The 13,796-nt window shown below is 63.3% G+C and carries 16 protein-coding genes; 6 read left to right on the forward strand and 10 right to left on the reverse strand.

Features of this window, described 5'->3' with window-relative positions:
• Positions 1–50: 50 nt before the first annotated feature.
• From QAZ22_RS18780 to QAZ22_RS18790, 3 genes are all read right to left on the reverse strand, one after another.
• Positions 51–818 (reverse strand): RES family NAD+ phosphorylase, encoded by a 768-nt coding sequence (locus QAZ22_RS18780; protein ID WP_278202233.1) that lies wholly within the window; start codon positions 816–818, stop codon positions 51–53.
• Positions 778–1,155, reverse strand: coding sequence for an antitoxin Xre/MbcA/ParS toxin-binding domain-containing protein (locus tag QAZ22_RS18785; protein WP_059185195.1), 378 nt, complete (start codon positions 1,153–1,155; stop codon positions 778–780). The genes QAZ22_RS18780 and QAZ22_RS18785 overlap by 41 nt, the downstream gene beginning before the upstream one ends.
• An 85-nt stretch (positions 1,156–1,240) precedes the next feature.
• The gene (locus QAZ22_RS18790) at positions 1,241–2,311 is read right to left on the reverse strand and encodes a GGDEF domain-containing protein (protein ID WP_278202234.1); all 1,071 of its coding nucleotides are present in this window, start codon (positions 2,309–2,311) and stop codon (positions 1,241–1,243) included.
• A gap of 319 nt (positions 2,312–2,630) precedes the next feature.
• Here QAZ22_RS18790 and QAZ22_RS18795 point away from each other — a divergent pair, with 319 nt between their 5' ends.
• Together QAZ22_RS18795 and QAZ22_RS18800 are read left to right on the forward strand one after the other, a co-directional pair.
• Complete coding sequence (locus QAZ22_RS18795; protein ID WP_278202235.1) at positions 2,631–3,050, forward strand: GFA family protein; 420 nt, start codon at positions 2,631–2,633, stop codon at positions 3,048–3,050.
• A gap of 78 nt (positions 3,051–3,128) precedes the next feature.
• Positions 3,129–3,488: a diacylglycerol kinase gene (locus QAZ22_RS18800; protein WP_278073989.1), complete on the forward strand. Its 360-nt coding sequence runs from the start codon at positions 3,129–3,131 to the stop codon at positions 3,486–3,488.
• Between the two features lie 16 nt (positions 3,489–3,504).
• On the opposite strand, the gene QAZ22_RS18805 is transcribed toward QAZ22_RS18800, so the two are convergent.
• Both QAZ22_RS18805 and QAZ22_RS18810 read right to left on the reverse strand, forming a co-directional pair.
• Complete coding sequence (locus QAZ22_RS18805) at positions 3,505–4,119, reverse strand: DedA family protein (RefSeq protein ID WP_278073990.1); 615 nt, start codon at positions 4,117–4,119, stop codon at positions 3,505–3,507.
• Positions 4,119–4,679, reverse strand: a complete 561-nt coding sequence (locus QAZ22_RS18810) for a DUF1003 domain-containing protein (protein WP_278202237.1) — start codon at positions 4,677–4,679, stop codon at positions 4,119–4,121. Before QAZ22_RS18810 ends, QAZ22_RS18805 begins: the two co-directional genes overlap by 1 nt.
• Positions 4,680–4,879: 200 nt before the next feature.
• Between QAZ22_RS18810 and QAZ22_RS18815 the strand changes: the two genes are divergently transcribed.
• The 4 genes from QAZ22_RS18815 (at position 4,880) to QAZ22_RS18830 (ending at position 10,035) form a co-directional block, all read left to right on the forward strand.
• Positions 4,880–5,599: a DNA-3-methyladenine glycosylase I gene (locus QAZ22_RS18815; RefSeq protein WP_278202238.1), complete on the forward strand. Its 720-nt coding sequence runs from the start codon at positions 4,880–4,882 to the stop codon at positions 5,597–5,599.
• Between the two features lie 106 nt (positions 5,600–5,705).
• The gene (locus QAZ22_RS18820; protein ID WP_278202239.1) at positions 5,706–7,418 is read left to right on the forward strand and encodes an NAD+ synthase; all 1,713 of its coding nucleotides are present in this window, start codon (positions 5,706–5,708) and stop codon (positions 7,416–7,418) included.
• A 26-nt stretch (positions 7,419–7,444) separates the two neighbouring features.
• On the forward strand, positions 7,445–7,852 hold the full coding sequence (locus QAZ22_RS18825) for a GNAT family N-acetyltransferase (protein ID WP_278202240.1): 408 nt from the start codon (positions 7,445–7,447) through the stop codon (positions 7,850–7,852).
• A gap of 377 nt (positions 7,853–8,229) precedes the next feature.
• Positions 8,230–10,035 carry an ABC transporter ATP-binding protein gene (locus tag QAZ22_RS18830; RefSeq protein WP_278202241.1) on the forward strand — a complete coding sequence of 602 codons (1,806 nt, stop codon included), beginning with the start codon at positions 8,230–8,232 and terminating at the stop codon, positions 10,033–10,035.
• Positions 10,036–10,190: 155 nt separating this feature from the next.
• Here QAZ22_RS18830 and QAZ22_RS18835 read toward each other — a convergent pair whose 3' ends face one another.
• The 5 genes from QAZ22_RS18835 to QAZ22_RS18855 all read right to left on the reverse strand — a co-directional run bounded on the left by QAZ22_RS18835 (position 10,191) and on the right by QAZ22_RS18855 (position 13,736).
• Entirely contained in the window at positions 10,191–10,502 is a 312-nt protein-coding gene (locus tag QAZ22_RS18835) for a PilZ domain-containing protein (protein WP_278202242.1), read from the reverse strand.
• Between the two features lie 114 nt (positions 10,503–10,616).
• Entirely contained in the window at positions 10,617–11,105 is a 489-nt protein-coding gene (locus QAZ22_RS18840; RefSeq protein WP_278073996.1) for an NUDIX hydrolase, read from the reverse strand.
• A 206-nt stretch (positions 11,106–11,311) separates the two neighbouring features.
• Positions 11,312–11,812 (reverse strand): xanthine phosphoribosyltransferase, encoded by a 501-nt coding sequence (gene gpt / locus QAZ22_RS18845; RefSeq protein ID WP_278202243.1) that lies wholly within the window; start codon positions 11,810–11,812, stop codon positions 11,312–11,314.
• A 278-nt stretch (positions 11,813–12,090) separates the two neighbouring features.
• The gene (locus QAZ22_RS18850) at positions 12,091–12,924 is read right to left on the reverse strand and encodes a universal stress protein (RefSeq protein ID WP_278202244.1); all 834 of its coding nucleotides are present in this window, start codon (positions 12,922–12,924) and stop codon (positions 12,091–12,093) included.
• Between the two features lie 71 nt (positions 12,925–12,995).
• Positions 12,996–13,736, reverse strand: coding sequence for a competence/damage-inducible protein A (locus QAZ22_RS18855; protein ID WP_278202245.1), 741 nt, complete (start codon positions 13,734–13,736; stop codon positions 12,996–12,998).
• Positions 13,737–13,796 lie beyond the last annotated feature (60 nt).

The raw sequence follows: 13,796 nt of genomic DNA on the forward strand, positions 1-13,796 counted from the left end.
CTATGCATGTCGTTTTCGCAAAACCGCTGCACACTTTTGCGCGACATGCCTTAACGCCCGCGCTCCCAGCGCATGTTCGCCAGCCTGGGATCGGCAAAGGCCGTCCTTGAGAATTCGAGCCGCTTGTCCGGGAATTCGCAGATCGCCTGGACGCCGCGCGAGCCGATGCGGATGCGCCAGGTGTGAGGTTCCAGCGGCTTGGCCTTGGCAAAGCCCCTGCACGTCAGAAGCGCGATGTTGGCGCCCTTCGGGTCGCGCGCCGAGCGGTAGCGGATCGCCTGCATCTCGGCCTCGCGCGCGACATCGGCGATGGCCTGGCAGGCGGCATAGTCGGTCGGATGCGTCCATGCCTTCTCGTCGCGGTCGAGCGGCGGCCTGGTGAGGTCGATGGCCTTCTCGCATTTGATCGAAGCGGCAAAGGCTGTGTATTCGGCGGCGTCGTTCGGCCATTGCGTCTGCGGCGATTCGGCGAAGAACAGCAGGCGATAGAAGGCCATCTCCGCCACCGCCGTCAGCACCGTCTCGGCGGCATAGTAGACGCCCTTGGTCTTGCCGGCGCGGCGGAAGCGCGAGCCGTACGGATAGACCGAGCCGTAACGGAAGGGCGTCGCCAGAAGATAGTGGAGATGGCGGCATTCGAGCGGGATCTGCGGCTTGGTCTCCTCGATCAGGTCCTCCAGCAGGCCCTGCTCGTCGAGCGTGTCGATGAGCTTCAGGGTCGAGACGCGGTGCTGCGCCTCGACCATCCGCCAATACTTGCCTTCGAGCCTGACGGCCTCAGACGAGAGCGCGTCGGGAGTCCAGGTAGGCGATGACATCGACAAGTCCGGCAATGGTCAGGATTTTTTCGAGCGGCGTGCCGTCGAGCGCCGTGTTCGGGTTCTTCAGCCATGCTCGGGCGACGGTCTCGTCGCCGCCGACGATGGCGTCGAGCGAGCGGAACAGCCGGACGAACAGCACCGCAAGCTCGAACGGCTTGGTGCCGCGCTCGAGCAGGAATTCCTGCTTGCGCATGCGCGAGACGGTCGCTTCCGAGACGCCGATGACCAGCGCCAGCGTTCTCGCGGTGATGTCGAGCAGGTCGGCCGCGCGCAGCGTGGCCTTGGTGATGACGGCATTTTCCGCCGCCGTCGCGGCGGCGACTGGACGTTGCATTCAGCGCACCCTTTCATTTCTGTGGAAAATATAGTCCACAAAAATTCATTTGGAAAGGGATTGGTCGAATGCGTGCGCCGAAATATCAGTCTTTCTTGTAGAGCAGCCAGCCCTTGCCGGCGCGGCCGGCCATGGTGGAATGCCTGGTCACGCGGTTGCGGCCGCTGACCTTGGAGCGATAAAGCGCGCGGTCGGCCTTGGTGTAGAGGTCTTCCGGGCTGTCGGCCTCGGAAGCCATGCAGATACCCATGGAAACCGTCACCGTGCCGTAGTTCATGCCGGTCTGGCTGCTGGTGAAGGGCGTCTGTTCGATCAGCACGCGGATGCGCTCGGCAATCTGGTAAGTGGCGTCCTCGCTGGCACCTTCGACGATGAGCGCGAACTCCTCGCCGCCGGTACGGGCCACGAACATGTCGGCGCGAATGCTGCTTTGAAAGATCTCGGCGACGATCTGGATGATCTTGTCGCCGACCGGGTGACCGTAACGGTCGTTGATGTCCTTGAAGCGATCGATATCGGCAAGGATCAGCGCATTGAACAGGATGCCGCGGTTGCTGTTGTAGATGCGCGTGATTTCCTTGTCGAAGGCGCGGCGATTCCAGATCTGCGTCAGCGGATCGGTATCGGCGAGCCGCTTGTATTCCTCGAGCTTCGATTTGACGCTCTCGAGCTCGGCGGTCTTTTCGCTGAGCGTGCTGGAGATCTGGCGGTTGTGATCCAGCGTCGAACTGGTGGCGGCCGACATGGCGCCGGCGATCTTCTGCAGCAGTTCCTGCGAAAGCAGGCTGCGATTGCTCAGGCCGCTCGACGTCTCGTCGAGGATGCGGCCGTACTTCTCGATATGCGAGCGCTCGCTGCGCAACAGCGCGGCGATGTCCTCGAGCTCCTTGGCGACGATCTCGCGGGCGTGCTCGACGATGGCAGGCCCGTGGTGCTGCGGGAAGAAGGTGCGGCCGATGCCGTCGAGCTCCTCCTGCGTCGGCCGGTTGCTCAACGAGACGACGGCGAGGCTGAGCTCGTGGTTGCTGCCGCTCAGCGCCTCGTAGAAGATTTCATAGTTGCGCGGCAGGCCGAGCACGCCGAGCTGGCGCATGGTCGCCACCACGGTGCTGGCGATGTCGCCATTTCGGTCGGTCGGGACGGCTGCGGGTTGCATAGTCTTTCACTGCCCTTCAGTGCGACCGGAGACCTGCCACCGCCGGGAGTCGCCTACGCGGGGATTTGAATGAGAATTGCGAATGCGACGGTGCGTCCCCAACGCGACCTTCGCTTGCAGGAATCATAGATGCAGTTGCGCTAAAGTTTCCTTAATGGCCTGCATTTCCTCATTGTCTCTGCTACCACAGGCTGCAATTCGCTGCGGGCGTGGCTTTTGAAAGGCGCCTTTTCGGTGTCGCATTTGCCTGCGCCCGGCAGCCGCAAAACTGGAATCTTGTCCGGCACGATCGAGGCGAACGACGTCGAAGGAGGCCGGGATGGACGAAAATCACAGTGGATCATGCCTGTGCGGGGCGGTGCGCTTCAGGACGAGGGGCCCGTTGCGCGGAGTGGTCTATTGCCATTGCTCGCAATGTCGCAAGCAAACCGGCCATTTCGTTGCCGCGACGTCCTCGAGAGACGCCGACATCGACATAGAGGGGGCCGACACGCTCGCCTGGTACGGCGCTTCGGACGTTGCGAAACGCGGCTTCTGCCGCAGCTGTGGCTCCGTGCTGTTCTGGAAGCATAACGAACTGGACACCATCTCGATCATGGCCGGCTCGTTCGACAAGCCGACCGGCCTTTCGGCCGAAAGCCACATCTTCGTCGGCGACAAGGGAGATTACTACGCGATCGACGACGGACTGCCGCAATTCGAGAAGTCGACACCGTCGATCAAGGTCGCGGACGAATGACTTTTGGAGTGACTGCCTTATTCCCTTGATCCGGCCGTTGCGATAATCCCCTGACGGTGATTCGAAACGGGTCTGGGCATGCAGCGGCTTATCGACGCTTTCATCAATTCGGTGCGGGCCTTCCGCAAGCTGGCCGCCCACGAAGCGGCATTCCAGCAGGAACTGCTGCTGCTCGCTCTTGCCCTGCCGGCCGGCTGGTTCATTTCGGTGTCATGGCGCGGCTATGCTTTGCTGATCGGTGCGGTCCTGCTGATGATCATGGTCGAGGTCATCAACACGGGCATCGAAGCCGCGTGCGACGCCATTTCCCGCGAATTCCACATCGAGATTCAGCTTGCCAAGGACTGCGGCTCGCTGGCCGTGCTGATTTCGATCGTGATTGCCGCCGGTGTCTGGGGTATCGCTCTGATCGAACGCATCGTCGGGGCGCCGATCTGAGCTTGCCGGCATAGGCTTAAGACGGGCGATCCAACTGATCGCCTTCCGCGTCCTTGGCTCGTTCCCTTCCGGCAACGCGGTGCGCGACCAGCCACGCAAGAATCGCGACGCCGAGGCCGACCGCAAGCGCAACGAGCAGGCGCTCGTGGCGAATGAGCGCCTGGCCGATCAAATGCTCCGCGCTGAGGCCGAAGACGTAGCCGAGGGTGCCGAACAGCGCGGCCCAGACTGCCGACGAGACGGCGTTCAGGATGACGAAGCGTGGCAGCGACACGGTGGACAATCCTGCGGCGATGCCGCCGACCAGGCGCATGCCATAGATATAGCGGTTGGTCAGCACGTAAATGTTGGGATGGGTGTTGAGCAGTCGGTAGGCACGGCGGAAGCCCGGCCGCCGGCGCATCCTGCGTACGTAGGGATGATCGGCGAAGCTGCGACCGAGGATGAAGAAGAAGGTGTCGCCGGCGAAGGCGCCGAGAAAGGCGGCGGCGAAAGCCTGCCAGAGCACGAAGACTTGCTGGTGCGCGAAGAAACCGCCGAGGATGGCGGCGCTTTCGCCCTCGGCGACGCAGCCCAGGAAGACCGCGACAAGTCCATACTGCTCGATGAGACGGTGGATGGTCTCGGTCATCAGCTTGGCGACCGTGCCGAGAGCTTCTCGTCGATCCGCCTGATCTGCTCGGCCATGCGCAGGATCTCGTCGCGCATGGCGATGATCTCGCTGTGGCGCAGCTCATCGAGCTTCTCATGCAGTGCCATGATCTCGATCTCCGCCTTCAGGTTGACCTCGTAGTCGTGTGCGGCGTCGATGCGGTCGCGCTCGGTCTGGCGGTTCTGCGACATCATGATCACCGGCGCCTGCAGCGCGGCGACCATGGAGAGCACGAGGTTCAGGAAGATGAAAGGATAGGGGTCGAAGGCGTTGCGCGTGAGTAGCCAGACATTGCCGAAGGTCCAAAGAAGCAGGAAGGCGATGAAGCCAAGGATGAAGGACCATGAGCCGCCGATCCGGGCGATGGTATCGGCGATGCGATCGCCATAGGTGGAGTGGAAAGCAACGGCCTTGTTGGTGTCCCTGGTGATGGTGGTGCGGTCGAGCGCGCTCTGCAACACTCTGCTCTCGAGGGCCGTGAGGCCGTCGGGCTTTCGCTTCAGCCAACGCTTTGCCAGATCGTCGATCGTCTTGTTCATGGTCCCTCCATCCCTCAGTCTGTCATCTGTTCCCGCACAATTCCGGATGGAAACTGCAGCACACTTTTCGTGGAATGCTCTTGTTCTCACGCAATTCCTACGGAAAACCGTGCGCAATTTTTCCTGGAATTGCTCATAGAGGTAGAGGCTACCGAGCCCGACGGGAAGTGATAGATTGGTTGGAACAGACGAGGGCGGAGATGGCCGATTTCCAGAAAATTCGTGCCCGGGCGGCAAAGCGCAAGGGCGGTGAAGGAGCGCTGGCGTCGTTGCTTGGACCGATGCCCGACAACGCTGCCGTGGCGAAAGTTTCCGATGACCGCATCCTCTCCACCATGGCCGAACGCATCTTTGCCGCCGGCTTCGTCTGGCGCGTGATCGAGCAGAAATGGCCAGGTTTCGAGGAGGCGTTCCTTGGCTTCGAGCCGAAGCGGCTCCTGTTCCAGCCGGACGATTTCTGGCACGAGCTGGCATCCGACAAGCGCATCGTGCGAAACCCGCAAAAGATCAAATCGGTTCGCGACAATGCGGCCTTCGTCGACCGCGTCTCCAACGAGCACGGCGGCTTCGGCAAGTTCCTCGCCGAATGGCCGGCCGACGATCAGGTCGGGCTGACCGCCTATCTCGGCAAGCATGGCAGCCGTCTGGGCGGCAACACCGGCCAGTACTTCCTGCGCTGGCTGGAGTGGGACACCTTCATCGTTTCCGCCGACATGGCGGCGGCGTTGCGCGATGCCGGCCTCGACATCGCCGAAAGCCCGACCTCGAAGCGGGACCTCGACAAGATCCAAGCGCAGCTCAACCAATGGTCGGCCGAAACGGGGCTGCCGCGGCGGCACATCTCGCGCATCCTGGCGATGTCGATCGGCGAGAACCATTCGCCGGATACGCTGCGCGAATATATGGGCGAGCAGGCCTGACCGGCTGCGACCGTAGTCCGGAAATCGTCGGCGCTTGCCGATCACGTACAAGGTGGCACAAGCAAACGTCATTGCTCGGCGAATTCCGCCACGCTAAATCCACGTCATGACCCAAGCCGCCCCAGACATCCTGCGCATTGCCGTCGCCCAGCTCAACCCCACCGTCGGCGACGTCGCCGGCAACCTCGCCAAAGCGCGCGAGGCGAGGGCGGATGCGGCACGTCAGGGCGCCGACCTCGTGCTCTACACCGAGCTCTTCCTCGCCGGTTATCCGCCGGAAGACCTGGTGCTGAAGCCGGCCTTCCTGAAGGCTTGCGAAAAGGCGGCGCAAGATTTCGCCAAGGACACCGCCGATGGCGGTCCCGGCGTCATCATCGGCACGCCGCTGAAGCGCAAGAGCGGCACGCATAATTCGATCGTCTTCGCCGACGGCGGCAAGATCATCGCCGAGCGCTACAAGCTCGACCTGCCGAATTATGGCGAGTTCGACGAGAAGCGCGTCTTCCAGGCCGGGCCGGAGCTGCAGGGGCCGGTGAATTTCCGTGGCGTGCGGCTCGGCATTCCGATCTGCGAGGACATCTGGGGCGACATCGCCGTCTGCGAGACGCTGGCTGAAAGCGGCGCGGAAATCCTGCTGGTGCCGAACGGATCGCCCTACTATCGCGCCAAGATCGACGTCCGCCACCAGGTCGTCATCCGCCAGGTCATCGAAACCGGCTTGCCGATGATCTACGCCAACCAGCTCGGTGGCCAGGACGAGCTTATCTTCGACGGCGCGTCCTTTGCCATCGGCGCGGACAAGACGCTTGCCTTCCAGATGAGCCAGTTCGAGGAAGCAGTCGCCGTCACCACCTGGAAGAGAAGCCGCGTCGCCACAGGCGCGCAAAATGCAAACAATTCCGACCATTGGGTCTGCTCCGAAGGCCCGATGTCGAAGATCCCCGAGCGGGAGGAGGCGGATTATCGCGCCTGCATGCTCGGGTTGCGCGACTACGTCAACAAGAACGGCTTCAAGAACGTGGTGCTCGGGCTCTCCGGCGGCATCGACTCCGCGATTTGCGCCGCGCTCGCGGTCGACGCGCTCGGCGAGGAGCGGCTGCGCACCGTCATGATGCCCTATCGCTACACGTCCAAGGACTCGCTGAAGGACGCCGAGGACTGCGCCAGGGCGCTAGGCTGCCGCTACGACATCGTGCCGATCTCCGAGCCGGTCGAAGGCTTCAAGCATGCGCTGACCCAGCTTTTCGAGGGCACTCAGGAGGGCATCACCGAGGAAAACCTGCAAAGCCGCGCGCGCGGCACGATCCTGATGGCGATCTCGAACAAGTTCGGTTCGATGGTGGTAACCACCGGCAACAAGAGCGAGATGTCGGTCGGCTATGCCACGCTTTACGGCGACATGAACGGCGGCTTCAACCCGATCAAGGACCTCTACAAGATGCAGGTCTACGCGCTCTCGCGCTGGCGCAACGCGCATGTGCCACCGGGCGCGCTCGGCCCATCGGGCGAGGTGATCCCGAAGAACATCATCGACAAGGCGCCGTCGGCGGAACTGCGCGAGAACCAGACCGATCAGGACTCGCTGCCGCCCTATCCGGTGCTGGACGACATTCTCGAATGCCTGGTCGAGAACGAGATGGGCGTCGACGATATCGTCGCGCGCGGCCATGACCGGGCGACGGTGACGCGCGTCGAGCACCTGCTATACATCGCCGAATACAAGCGCCGGCAGGCGGCGCCGGGCGTGAAGATCACCAGGAAGAATTTCGGCCGCGACCGCCGCTACCCGATCACCAACCGGTTCCGCGACCGCGGCTAACCTAATTTCACGACAGACCAGCAACCATGCCTGACGTTGAAATCAGCTTCGACCTGTCACGGATCGATTTCCGGGCGACCTCGGACCAGTTGATGGCGAGCTATTGGGGCAGCGCGCGCAACGACGAGATGCATCGTCGAGCCTTCGCTCACTCGCTTTGCGTCGGCGCCTATGTCGACGGCAAGCAAGTCGGCTTCGCCCGAGCGATCACCGATTACACAGTCTTCGCCTATCTTGCCGACATCATCATCTGGCCGGAGCATCGCGGGCGTGGCATAGGCAAGCGACTCGTGCAGGCCCTCCTCGACCATCCCGAGGTGAAGACCGTGTCCCATTGGAGCCTCACGACCAGCGACGCCCACGGCCTCTACCAGAAATTCGGGTTCGAGACCGACGGGCGCTACATGCGACTGGAGCGCAACCCCCTAGCCTGATGGATCGGATCGGGCACAACCGGCCGTTGTTGCAAATTCATCGCAGTGCTTGGGCCAAATGTCGTTTTGGCGACAGCCTGCCTTGGCGAGGTGGTGAGCCGCCTCTATAAGAGCCTCTCCGCGATTCCCTTTCGGGAGGACCGTATGGCAGGATTTTACATCGTTATGCGAGGCCGCGAAGCCTAGGTCTGCACTGGCTGCCCGAAATCCCTTCGGAAAGCCAGATGCGGAACAGGCATTTGCCGCTGCCGGTCGCCGCCTCCGGGCGGGCGCCAGCCCATACTGAACCTTCCGCTTTAGAGGGCGCCGTCGGCGCCGACGCGAGTTTTCCGATTTGACTTTACCGGGACCGGGCCTGTCTGCGCCCGGATGACATCATGGCTCGTTTCAAGATCGACCTGCGCGCAAGCGCCTTTCGCAGCGTGCTCGGCTTCACGTTCGACCACTGGCGCCGCCAGCCGTGGCGGCTGTCGCTCATCATGGGCGCATTCCTCCTGGCGACACTCGCCGACGTGCTGACGCCGCTCTACTCCGGGCGGCTGGTCGACGCGGTCGCCAGCAGTGCCGGCGCCGACGAGGTGGCTTGGCACGCCGCGATGTCGGCGTTCTCCATCCTGGTAGCGCTGGCGTTGGCCGGTGTCGTGCTGCGCAACGCCGCCTTCATGTGGATCGTCGAATTGACGTTGAAGATGATGTCGGACATCGCCGCCGACGCCTTCCACCGCGTCCAGCGCTTCTCGACGGACTGGCACGCCAACAGCTTCGCCGGATCGACGGTGCGCAAGATCACGCGCGGCATGTGGGCGCTCGACCTGCTCAACGACACGATCCTGATCGCGCTGCTGCCTTCGGTCGTCATGCTCGTCGGATCGACGCTGCTGCTCGGCTGGTTCTGGCCAATGATGGGATTGGTGGTCGCCGTCGGCTCGGTGCTGTTCATCGCCGTCACCGCACTGCTGTCGCTCGGCTATGTCGCGCCGGCGGCACGCCTTGCCAACAGCTGGGACACGCGCCTCGGCGGCGCGCTGGCCGACGCGGTGAGCTGCAACGCGGTGGTCAAGGGCTTTGGCGCCGAGACCCGCGAGGAGGCGCGCCTTGCCAGGGTCGTGGCCAAATGGCGCCTGCGCACGGGCCGCACCTGGATGCGCGGCACGGTCAACGGCACCACGCAAGGCGCGATGCTGCTCCTGATGCGGGCCGCGGTGATCGGGCTGGCGCTGGTGCTTTGGACGTGGGGCGAGGCAACCGCCGGCGACATCGCCTTCGTGTTGACCTCGTTCTTCGTCCTGCAGGGCTACCTGCGCGACATCGGCACGCATATCCGCAACCTGCAGCGCTCGATCAACGACATGGAGGAACTGGTCGATTTCCAGTCGGAGCCGCTCGGCATCGAGGACCGGCCAGGCGCTCGGCCGATCCGGATCACCGAAGGCCGCATCACGTTCGACAAGGTGACGTTCCACTATGGCAATCACCGGTTGCCGCTCTACCGCGACTTCTCGGTCGACGTAGCGGCGGGCGAACGCATCGGACTGGTCGGGCATTCTGGGTCCGGCAAGACGACCTTCGTCAAGCTGATCCAGCGCCTCTATGACGTGAATGCGGGCAGGATCCTGATCGACGGCCAGGACATCTCGAAGGTCGCGCAGGCATCGCTGCGCGGCCAGATCGCCATCGTGCAGCAGGAGCCGATCCTGTTCCACCGGTCGCTGGCCGAGAACATCGCCTATGCCAGGCCGGGCGCCACGCAGGCAGAGATCGAACATGCGGCGAAACTCGCCAGCGCGCATGACTTCATCGCCAACCTGCCCAAGGGCTACGGCACCCTGGTCGGGGAGCGCGGCGTGAAGCTGTCGGGCGGCGAGCGCCAGCGCGTGGCGATCGCGCGCGCCTTCCTGGCCGATGCGCGCATCCTGATCCTCGACGAGGCGACATCGAGCCTCGATTCGGAATCGGAGGTGCTCATCCAGAAGGCGATGGAGCGACTGATGGTCGGGCGCACGACATTGGTCATCGCACACCGGCTGTCGACCGTGCGGGCGCTCGACCGGCTGCTGGTCTTCGACCGCGGCCGCATCGTCGAGGAAGGCTCGCATGACGAGCTGATCAGGCTGAACGGCGGCATCTACCGGCGGCTGTTCGAGCGACAGGCGCTCGAGCTGACAAAGGGGCTCGTCGCGTGAAACAACGGCATCCGGCTTCGGCCGGGTGCCTTCCCGGCTAAGGCGCGTCGCGATCTTTCGGATTCGCTCTCTGCGCCTTAGTCTCTTGATTTTACGGCATCTTTGTCCCGAAACCGGTTCCCACTTTCGGGAGACTGCATTAGCGGGCGGACCCGTCAGCCGTAATGCAGCCTAGGCTTGGGCTCGGTGCCGGTGAACTTGACACCGACGCGGTCGTTGCGGCGCCAGCGGACTTCCGCCCGATAGGCTACCCCATCGACCGGAACATAGAGCAGGAAATGATCGGGGACGCGCGATTCCGGTGCGACTTTCAGCTCGGCACCGCCGGGATTCTGATTGCGCAGCGTACAACTGACCTCGGAATTCTGTATGCCCGTAATGATCGTCCCGCCCTTGAGCACGCGCTGGCGATGCTCGCGCCGGTGTTCGCCGGAGGTCTCTTCGGGTGGTTGCGCGGGGTTCATCATTGATCGACGCCATTAGCCGAATCGCACTTGCAGCGGCAACAAAGCACCGATGCCCGTGCACCGCAATGCGCAGCATGCTCGTCGCACTGCATATGTGGTTATGTGATCGATGATTTAGGCGAATCTATGCGGATCGGCGCAGAAATAGGCGATGATCTGGCAAAGGTCGGGCTCGTTGACCATGCTGACGGCCTCGGCGGAGCCGACCCATTTACGGGTGCGGGCGCGCTTTTCCTTCCAGCGGTCGGCGACGCGGTCGACCTTGAGCGGGAAGACCAGGACCTCGCAAGGCACTTCCTCACCGGAGGCCAGAACCTTGCCGTAGAAGTAGCGCCCGGCTTCGAGATGCGAGACGGCGCCGCGCAATCCCGCCTCTTCGCTCGCTTCGCGGGCGGCAGCCTCGCAAAGCGGCTCCCTTGCCTCCGGCCAACCTTTGGGCAGGACCCAGCGTCCGGTGTCGCGGCTGGTGATCAGCATGATCTCGACGCCGCTTTCACCTTTGCGCCAGGGCAGGGCGGCAACCTGCAGGCGGCACGGCGCCGTGCCGAAGAGTCGCCGGACTCTTTCGGCCATCTGGTTGTGCGTCGTCGGCCTCGTCAACATTGGAGAAGCTGCCCCCAGCCTCCGGAATCGTTTGCCATCTTACGAATCTTACGGCGAATTATGAGCTTTAAAAGTAAAAAACTTCACTCGTTCGGGAAAATCCCCCCAGAAAAAGTCGATCTCACAAAGTAATTGGGCCCATGAGGCGCAAATCTTAGGCGTGCGCGCGCCTTCGCGGCCGGATTCTTGGAAGATATGGCGGCTACTCAACCGGCGTGATCGTCGGCGATCGGCTTCTGATAGGTGAAACCCATGTCCCAGGGGAAGTAGATCCAGGTGTCCTGGCTGACCTCGGTGACGAATGTGTCGACCAGCGGCCGGCCCTTCGGCTTGGCATACACGGTGGCGAAATGCGCCTTCGGCATCATCGCGCGCACGATGCCCGCCGTCTTGCCGGTGTCCGTGAGGTCGTCGATGATCAGCACACCGGCGCCATCGTCGGCAAGAAGCGAGGGCGAAATCTCCTTCAGCACCTGCAACTGACCCTGGCTGGTGTAGTCGTGATAGGAGGCGACGCAAACCGTCTCGATGACGCGGATACCGAGCTCGCGGGCGATGATGGCCGCGGGCACCAGGCCACCGCGCGTGATGCACACGATCGCCTTCCATTGTCCCCTGCTGGCGCCGGAGAGCCGCCAGGAAAGCGCGCGGGCATCGCGGTGGAACTGGTCCCAGGAGACCGGGAAGGCTTTTTCGGGAAGGGACATGGTTCGCGCACTCCTGAAGCGCGCTCCGTGGCGCGCAGATACTATGGAATGCAGGCGGAATTAGCCGGAAAGCGCCAGGCTTGGCAAGGTGGCAGCCAGCGATGGCTGTGGACTTGAAGCGCGTCGCGCTAAATGCGTTCAAGCGACGCGCTTCAGTCTTTGTTTTGATGCATGTCGTTTTCCCAAAGCAGCTGCGCACTTTTGGGCGACATGCATCAAGTTCTTGTTCGATGCGGGTCTTTGTCCCGAAAGCCGGTTCCCACTTTCGCGAGACGTGCTTATCTCGACAGGAAGGCGGCTACGTTTGCCGTGCGCAGCACGGTGCGGGTGACGCCGCCGAACAGGAACTGGCGCAGCCAAGAGTGGCTGTAGGCGCCGAGCACCAGCAGATCGGCGCCGGATTCGGCGATCCTTTCCTGAATGATGTCGTCGACGGAGGCTCCGTTCGATTTCTGCACCGAAACGCTGACATTGGCGCCGTGGCGGGACAGCGCGGCCGCGATCTCGGCGCCGGCCGCCTCGGGAGCTTCGTCGAGCGTTTCCGGCGGATCGATGACGAGGATGTCGGTCTTGTCGGCTTCGCTGATGAATGGCAGGGCATCGAAGGCGGCGCGCGCCGCCTCCTTGCTGCCGTTCCAGGCAAGCAGCACGCGCCTGAAGGTGGTGACCAGCGGCCCGGCATGCGGAACGACCAGCACCGGCCGGCCGGCGTCATAGACCAGCGTGTCGACATCGGCGCCCGGGTCGCCACCGGACTCGCGCTGCGCGGCGACGATCAGATCCGCCGCCCGCACGCTCGATATGCCGGTCAGCGCGCTGTCGCCGGAGAAGCTCTCCAGGCTGCGCCATTCGAAGGACAAGCCGGAATCCTCGATGCGTCTGAGGAAGACCGCCTGCAGCTTGTCGGCGCGCTCCTTGTTCATTTCGGACGAGACCTGCAGGAATTCCGTGTCGGGGAAACCGGTGGCCGACGTATAGGGGACCGGCAGCGCTTCCGCATGGATGCCGACGAGGTGGCTCTCGAACCGCTCGGCGAGGGGGATGGCGCAGTCGAGCACGCGCTCGGCGTCCTGTTCGTTCTGCAGAATGGCGACGATCGTCTTGAAGCGCATGACGTCCCCCTCAATGGCGGCACGAGAATGCCGTTTCAAAAACGCCAGTGTAGCCTTTCTGGTTCCGGAGATCAGCTTGCGGCCGACAAGCCCGCCACCATGGCCTCGACGTCCTTGCGCGCGGCCTCGAGGGCCTCTTCGTTGCGGGCGCGTACCACAAGCTCGGTCCAGAACTTGCCGTCGCCATATTTCGGGTAGGAGCCGATGACGGTGTCGGGATGCGCTTTCTGGATGTCGGCCAGCGGTCCGCCGATCAGGCCTTCGCCGAACGGGCAATCCACCGTGGCCGACAGCATCTTGGTGCCGGTCTTCAGCGTCGGCACGACATTGTCGAGCATCGCCTGGAAGATCGACGGCACGCCGGCCATCACGTGAACATTGCCGATGCGGAAGCCGGGCGCGATCGATACCGGATTGTCGATGTGGTCGGCGCCGCGCGGCATGCGCGCCATGCGTTTGCGCGCCTCGGTGAATTCGATGCCGCGCTGGGCATAGCTTGCTTCGAGCATGGCATAGGCCTTGGCATCGTATTCGCAAGGCACGCCGAAGGCCCTGGCTATCGAATCGGCGGTGATGTCATCGTGTGTTGGGCCGATGCCGCCGGTGGTGAAGAGATAGGTATAGCGGGCGCGCAGCGCGTTCACCGCGGCGACGATCTCGTCCTCCTCGTCGGGAACGACACGCACTTCCTTCAGATCGATGCCGATCGCCGTCATGATGTCGGCAAGATGGCCGATGTTCTTATCCTTGGTCCTGCCGGAGAGGATCTCGTCGCCGATGACGAGCATGGCGGCGGTGACGATTTCAGGCATGGCTCACTCCGGTAACGGGTCGCCTGAGATAACGCGGCCGGCAGCCGGCCGCAATGCGCA

The organism is Mesorhizobium sp. WSM4906, assembly GCF_029674625.1.
Lineage (GTDB): Bacteria > Pseudomonadota > Alphaproteobacteria > Rhizobiales > Rhizobiaceae > Mesorhizobium.

Excerpts from the sequence above, each read along its gene's own strand:
- QAZ22_RS18785 (WP_059185195.1), bottom strand. The coding sequence starts at position 1,155 with ATGCAACGTCCAGTCGCCGCCGCGACGGCGGCGGAAAATGCCGTCATC.
- QAZ22_RS18830 (WP_278202241.1), top strand. The coding sequence starts at position 8,230 with ATGGCTCGTTTCAAGATCGACCTGCGCGCAAGCGCCTTTCGCAGCGTG.
- gpt (WP_278202243.1), bottom strand. The coding sequence starts at position 11,812 with ATGTCCCTTCCCGAAAAAGCCTTCCCGGTCTCCTGGGACCAGTTCCAC.
- QAZ22_RS18780 (WP_278202233.1), bottom strand. The coding sequence starts at position 818 with ATGTCATCGCCTACCTGGACTCCCGACGCGCTCTCGTCTGAGGCCGTC.
- QAZ22_RS18795 (WP_278202235.1), top strand. The coding sequence starts at position 2,631 with ATGGACGAAAATCACAGTGGATCATGCCTGTGCGGGGCGGTGCGCTTC.
- QAZ22_RS18855 (WP_278202245.1), bottom strand. The coding sequence starts at position 13,736 with ATGCCTGAAATCGTCACCGCCGCCATGCTCGTCATCGGCGACGAGATC.
- QAZ22_RS18815 (WP_278202238.1), top strand. The coding sequence starts at position 4,880 with ATGGCCGATTTCCAGAAAATTCGTGCCCGGGCGGCAAAGCGCAAGGGC.
- QAZ22_RS18825 (WP_278202240.1), top strand. The coding sequence starts at position 7,445 with ATGCCTGACGTTGAAATCAGCTTCGACCTGTCACGGATCGATTTCCGG.
- QAZ22_RS18810 (WP_278202237.1), bottom strand. The coding sequence starts at position 4,679 with ATGAACAAGACGATCGACGATCTGGCAAAGCGTTGGCTGAAGCGAAAG.
- QAZ22_RS18820 (WP_278202239.1), top strand. The coding sequence starts at position 5,706 with ATGACCCAAGCCGCCCCAGACATCCTGCGCATTGCCGTCGCCCAGCTC.
- QAZ22_RS18790 (WP_278202234.1), bottom strand. The coding sequence starts at position 2,311 with ATGCAACCCGCAGCCGTCCCGACCGACCGAAATGGCGACATCGCCAGC.
- QAZ22_RS18805 (WP_278073990.1), bottom strand. The coding sequence starts at position 4,119 with ATGACCGAGACCATCCACCGTCTCATCGAGCAGTATGGACTTGTCGCG.
- QAZ22_RS18835 (WP_278202242.1), bottom strand. The coding sequence starts at position 10,502 with ATGATGAACCCCGCGCAACCACCCGAAGAGACCTCCGGCGAACACCGG.
- QAZ22_RS18800 (WP_278073989.1), top strand. The coding sequence starts at position 3,129 with ATGCAGCGGCTTATCGACGCTTTCATCAATTCGGTGCGGGCCTTCCGC.
- QAZ22_RS18840 (WP_278073996.1), bottom strand. The coding sequence starts at position 11,105 with ATGTTGACGAGGCCGACGACGCACAACCAGATGGCCGAAAGAGTCCGG.
- QAZ22_RS18850 (WP_278202244.1), bottom strand. The coding sequence starts at position 12,924 with ATGCGCTTCAAGACGATCGTCGCCATTCTGCAGAACGAACAGGACGCC.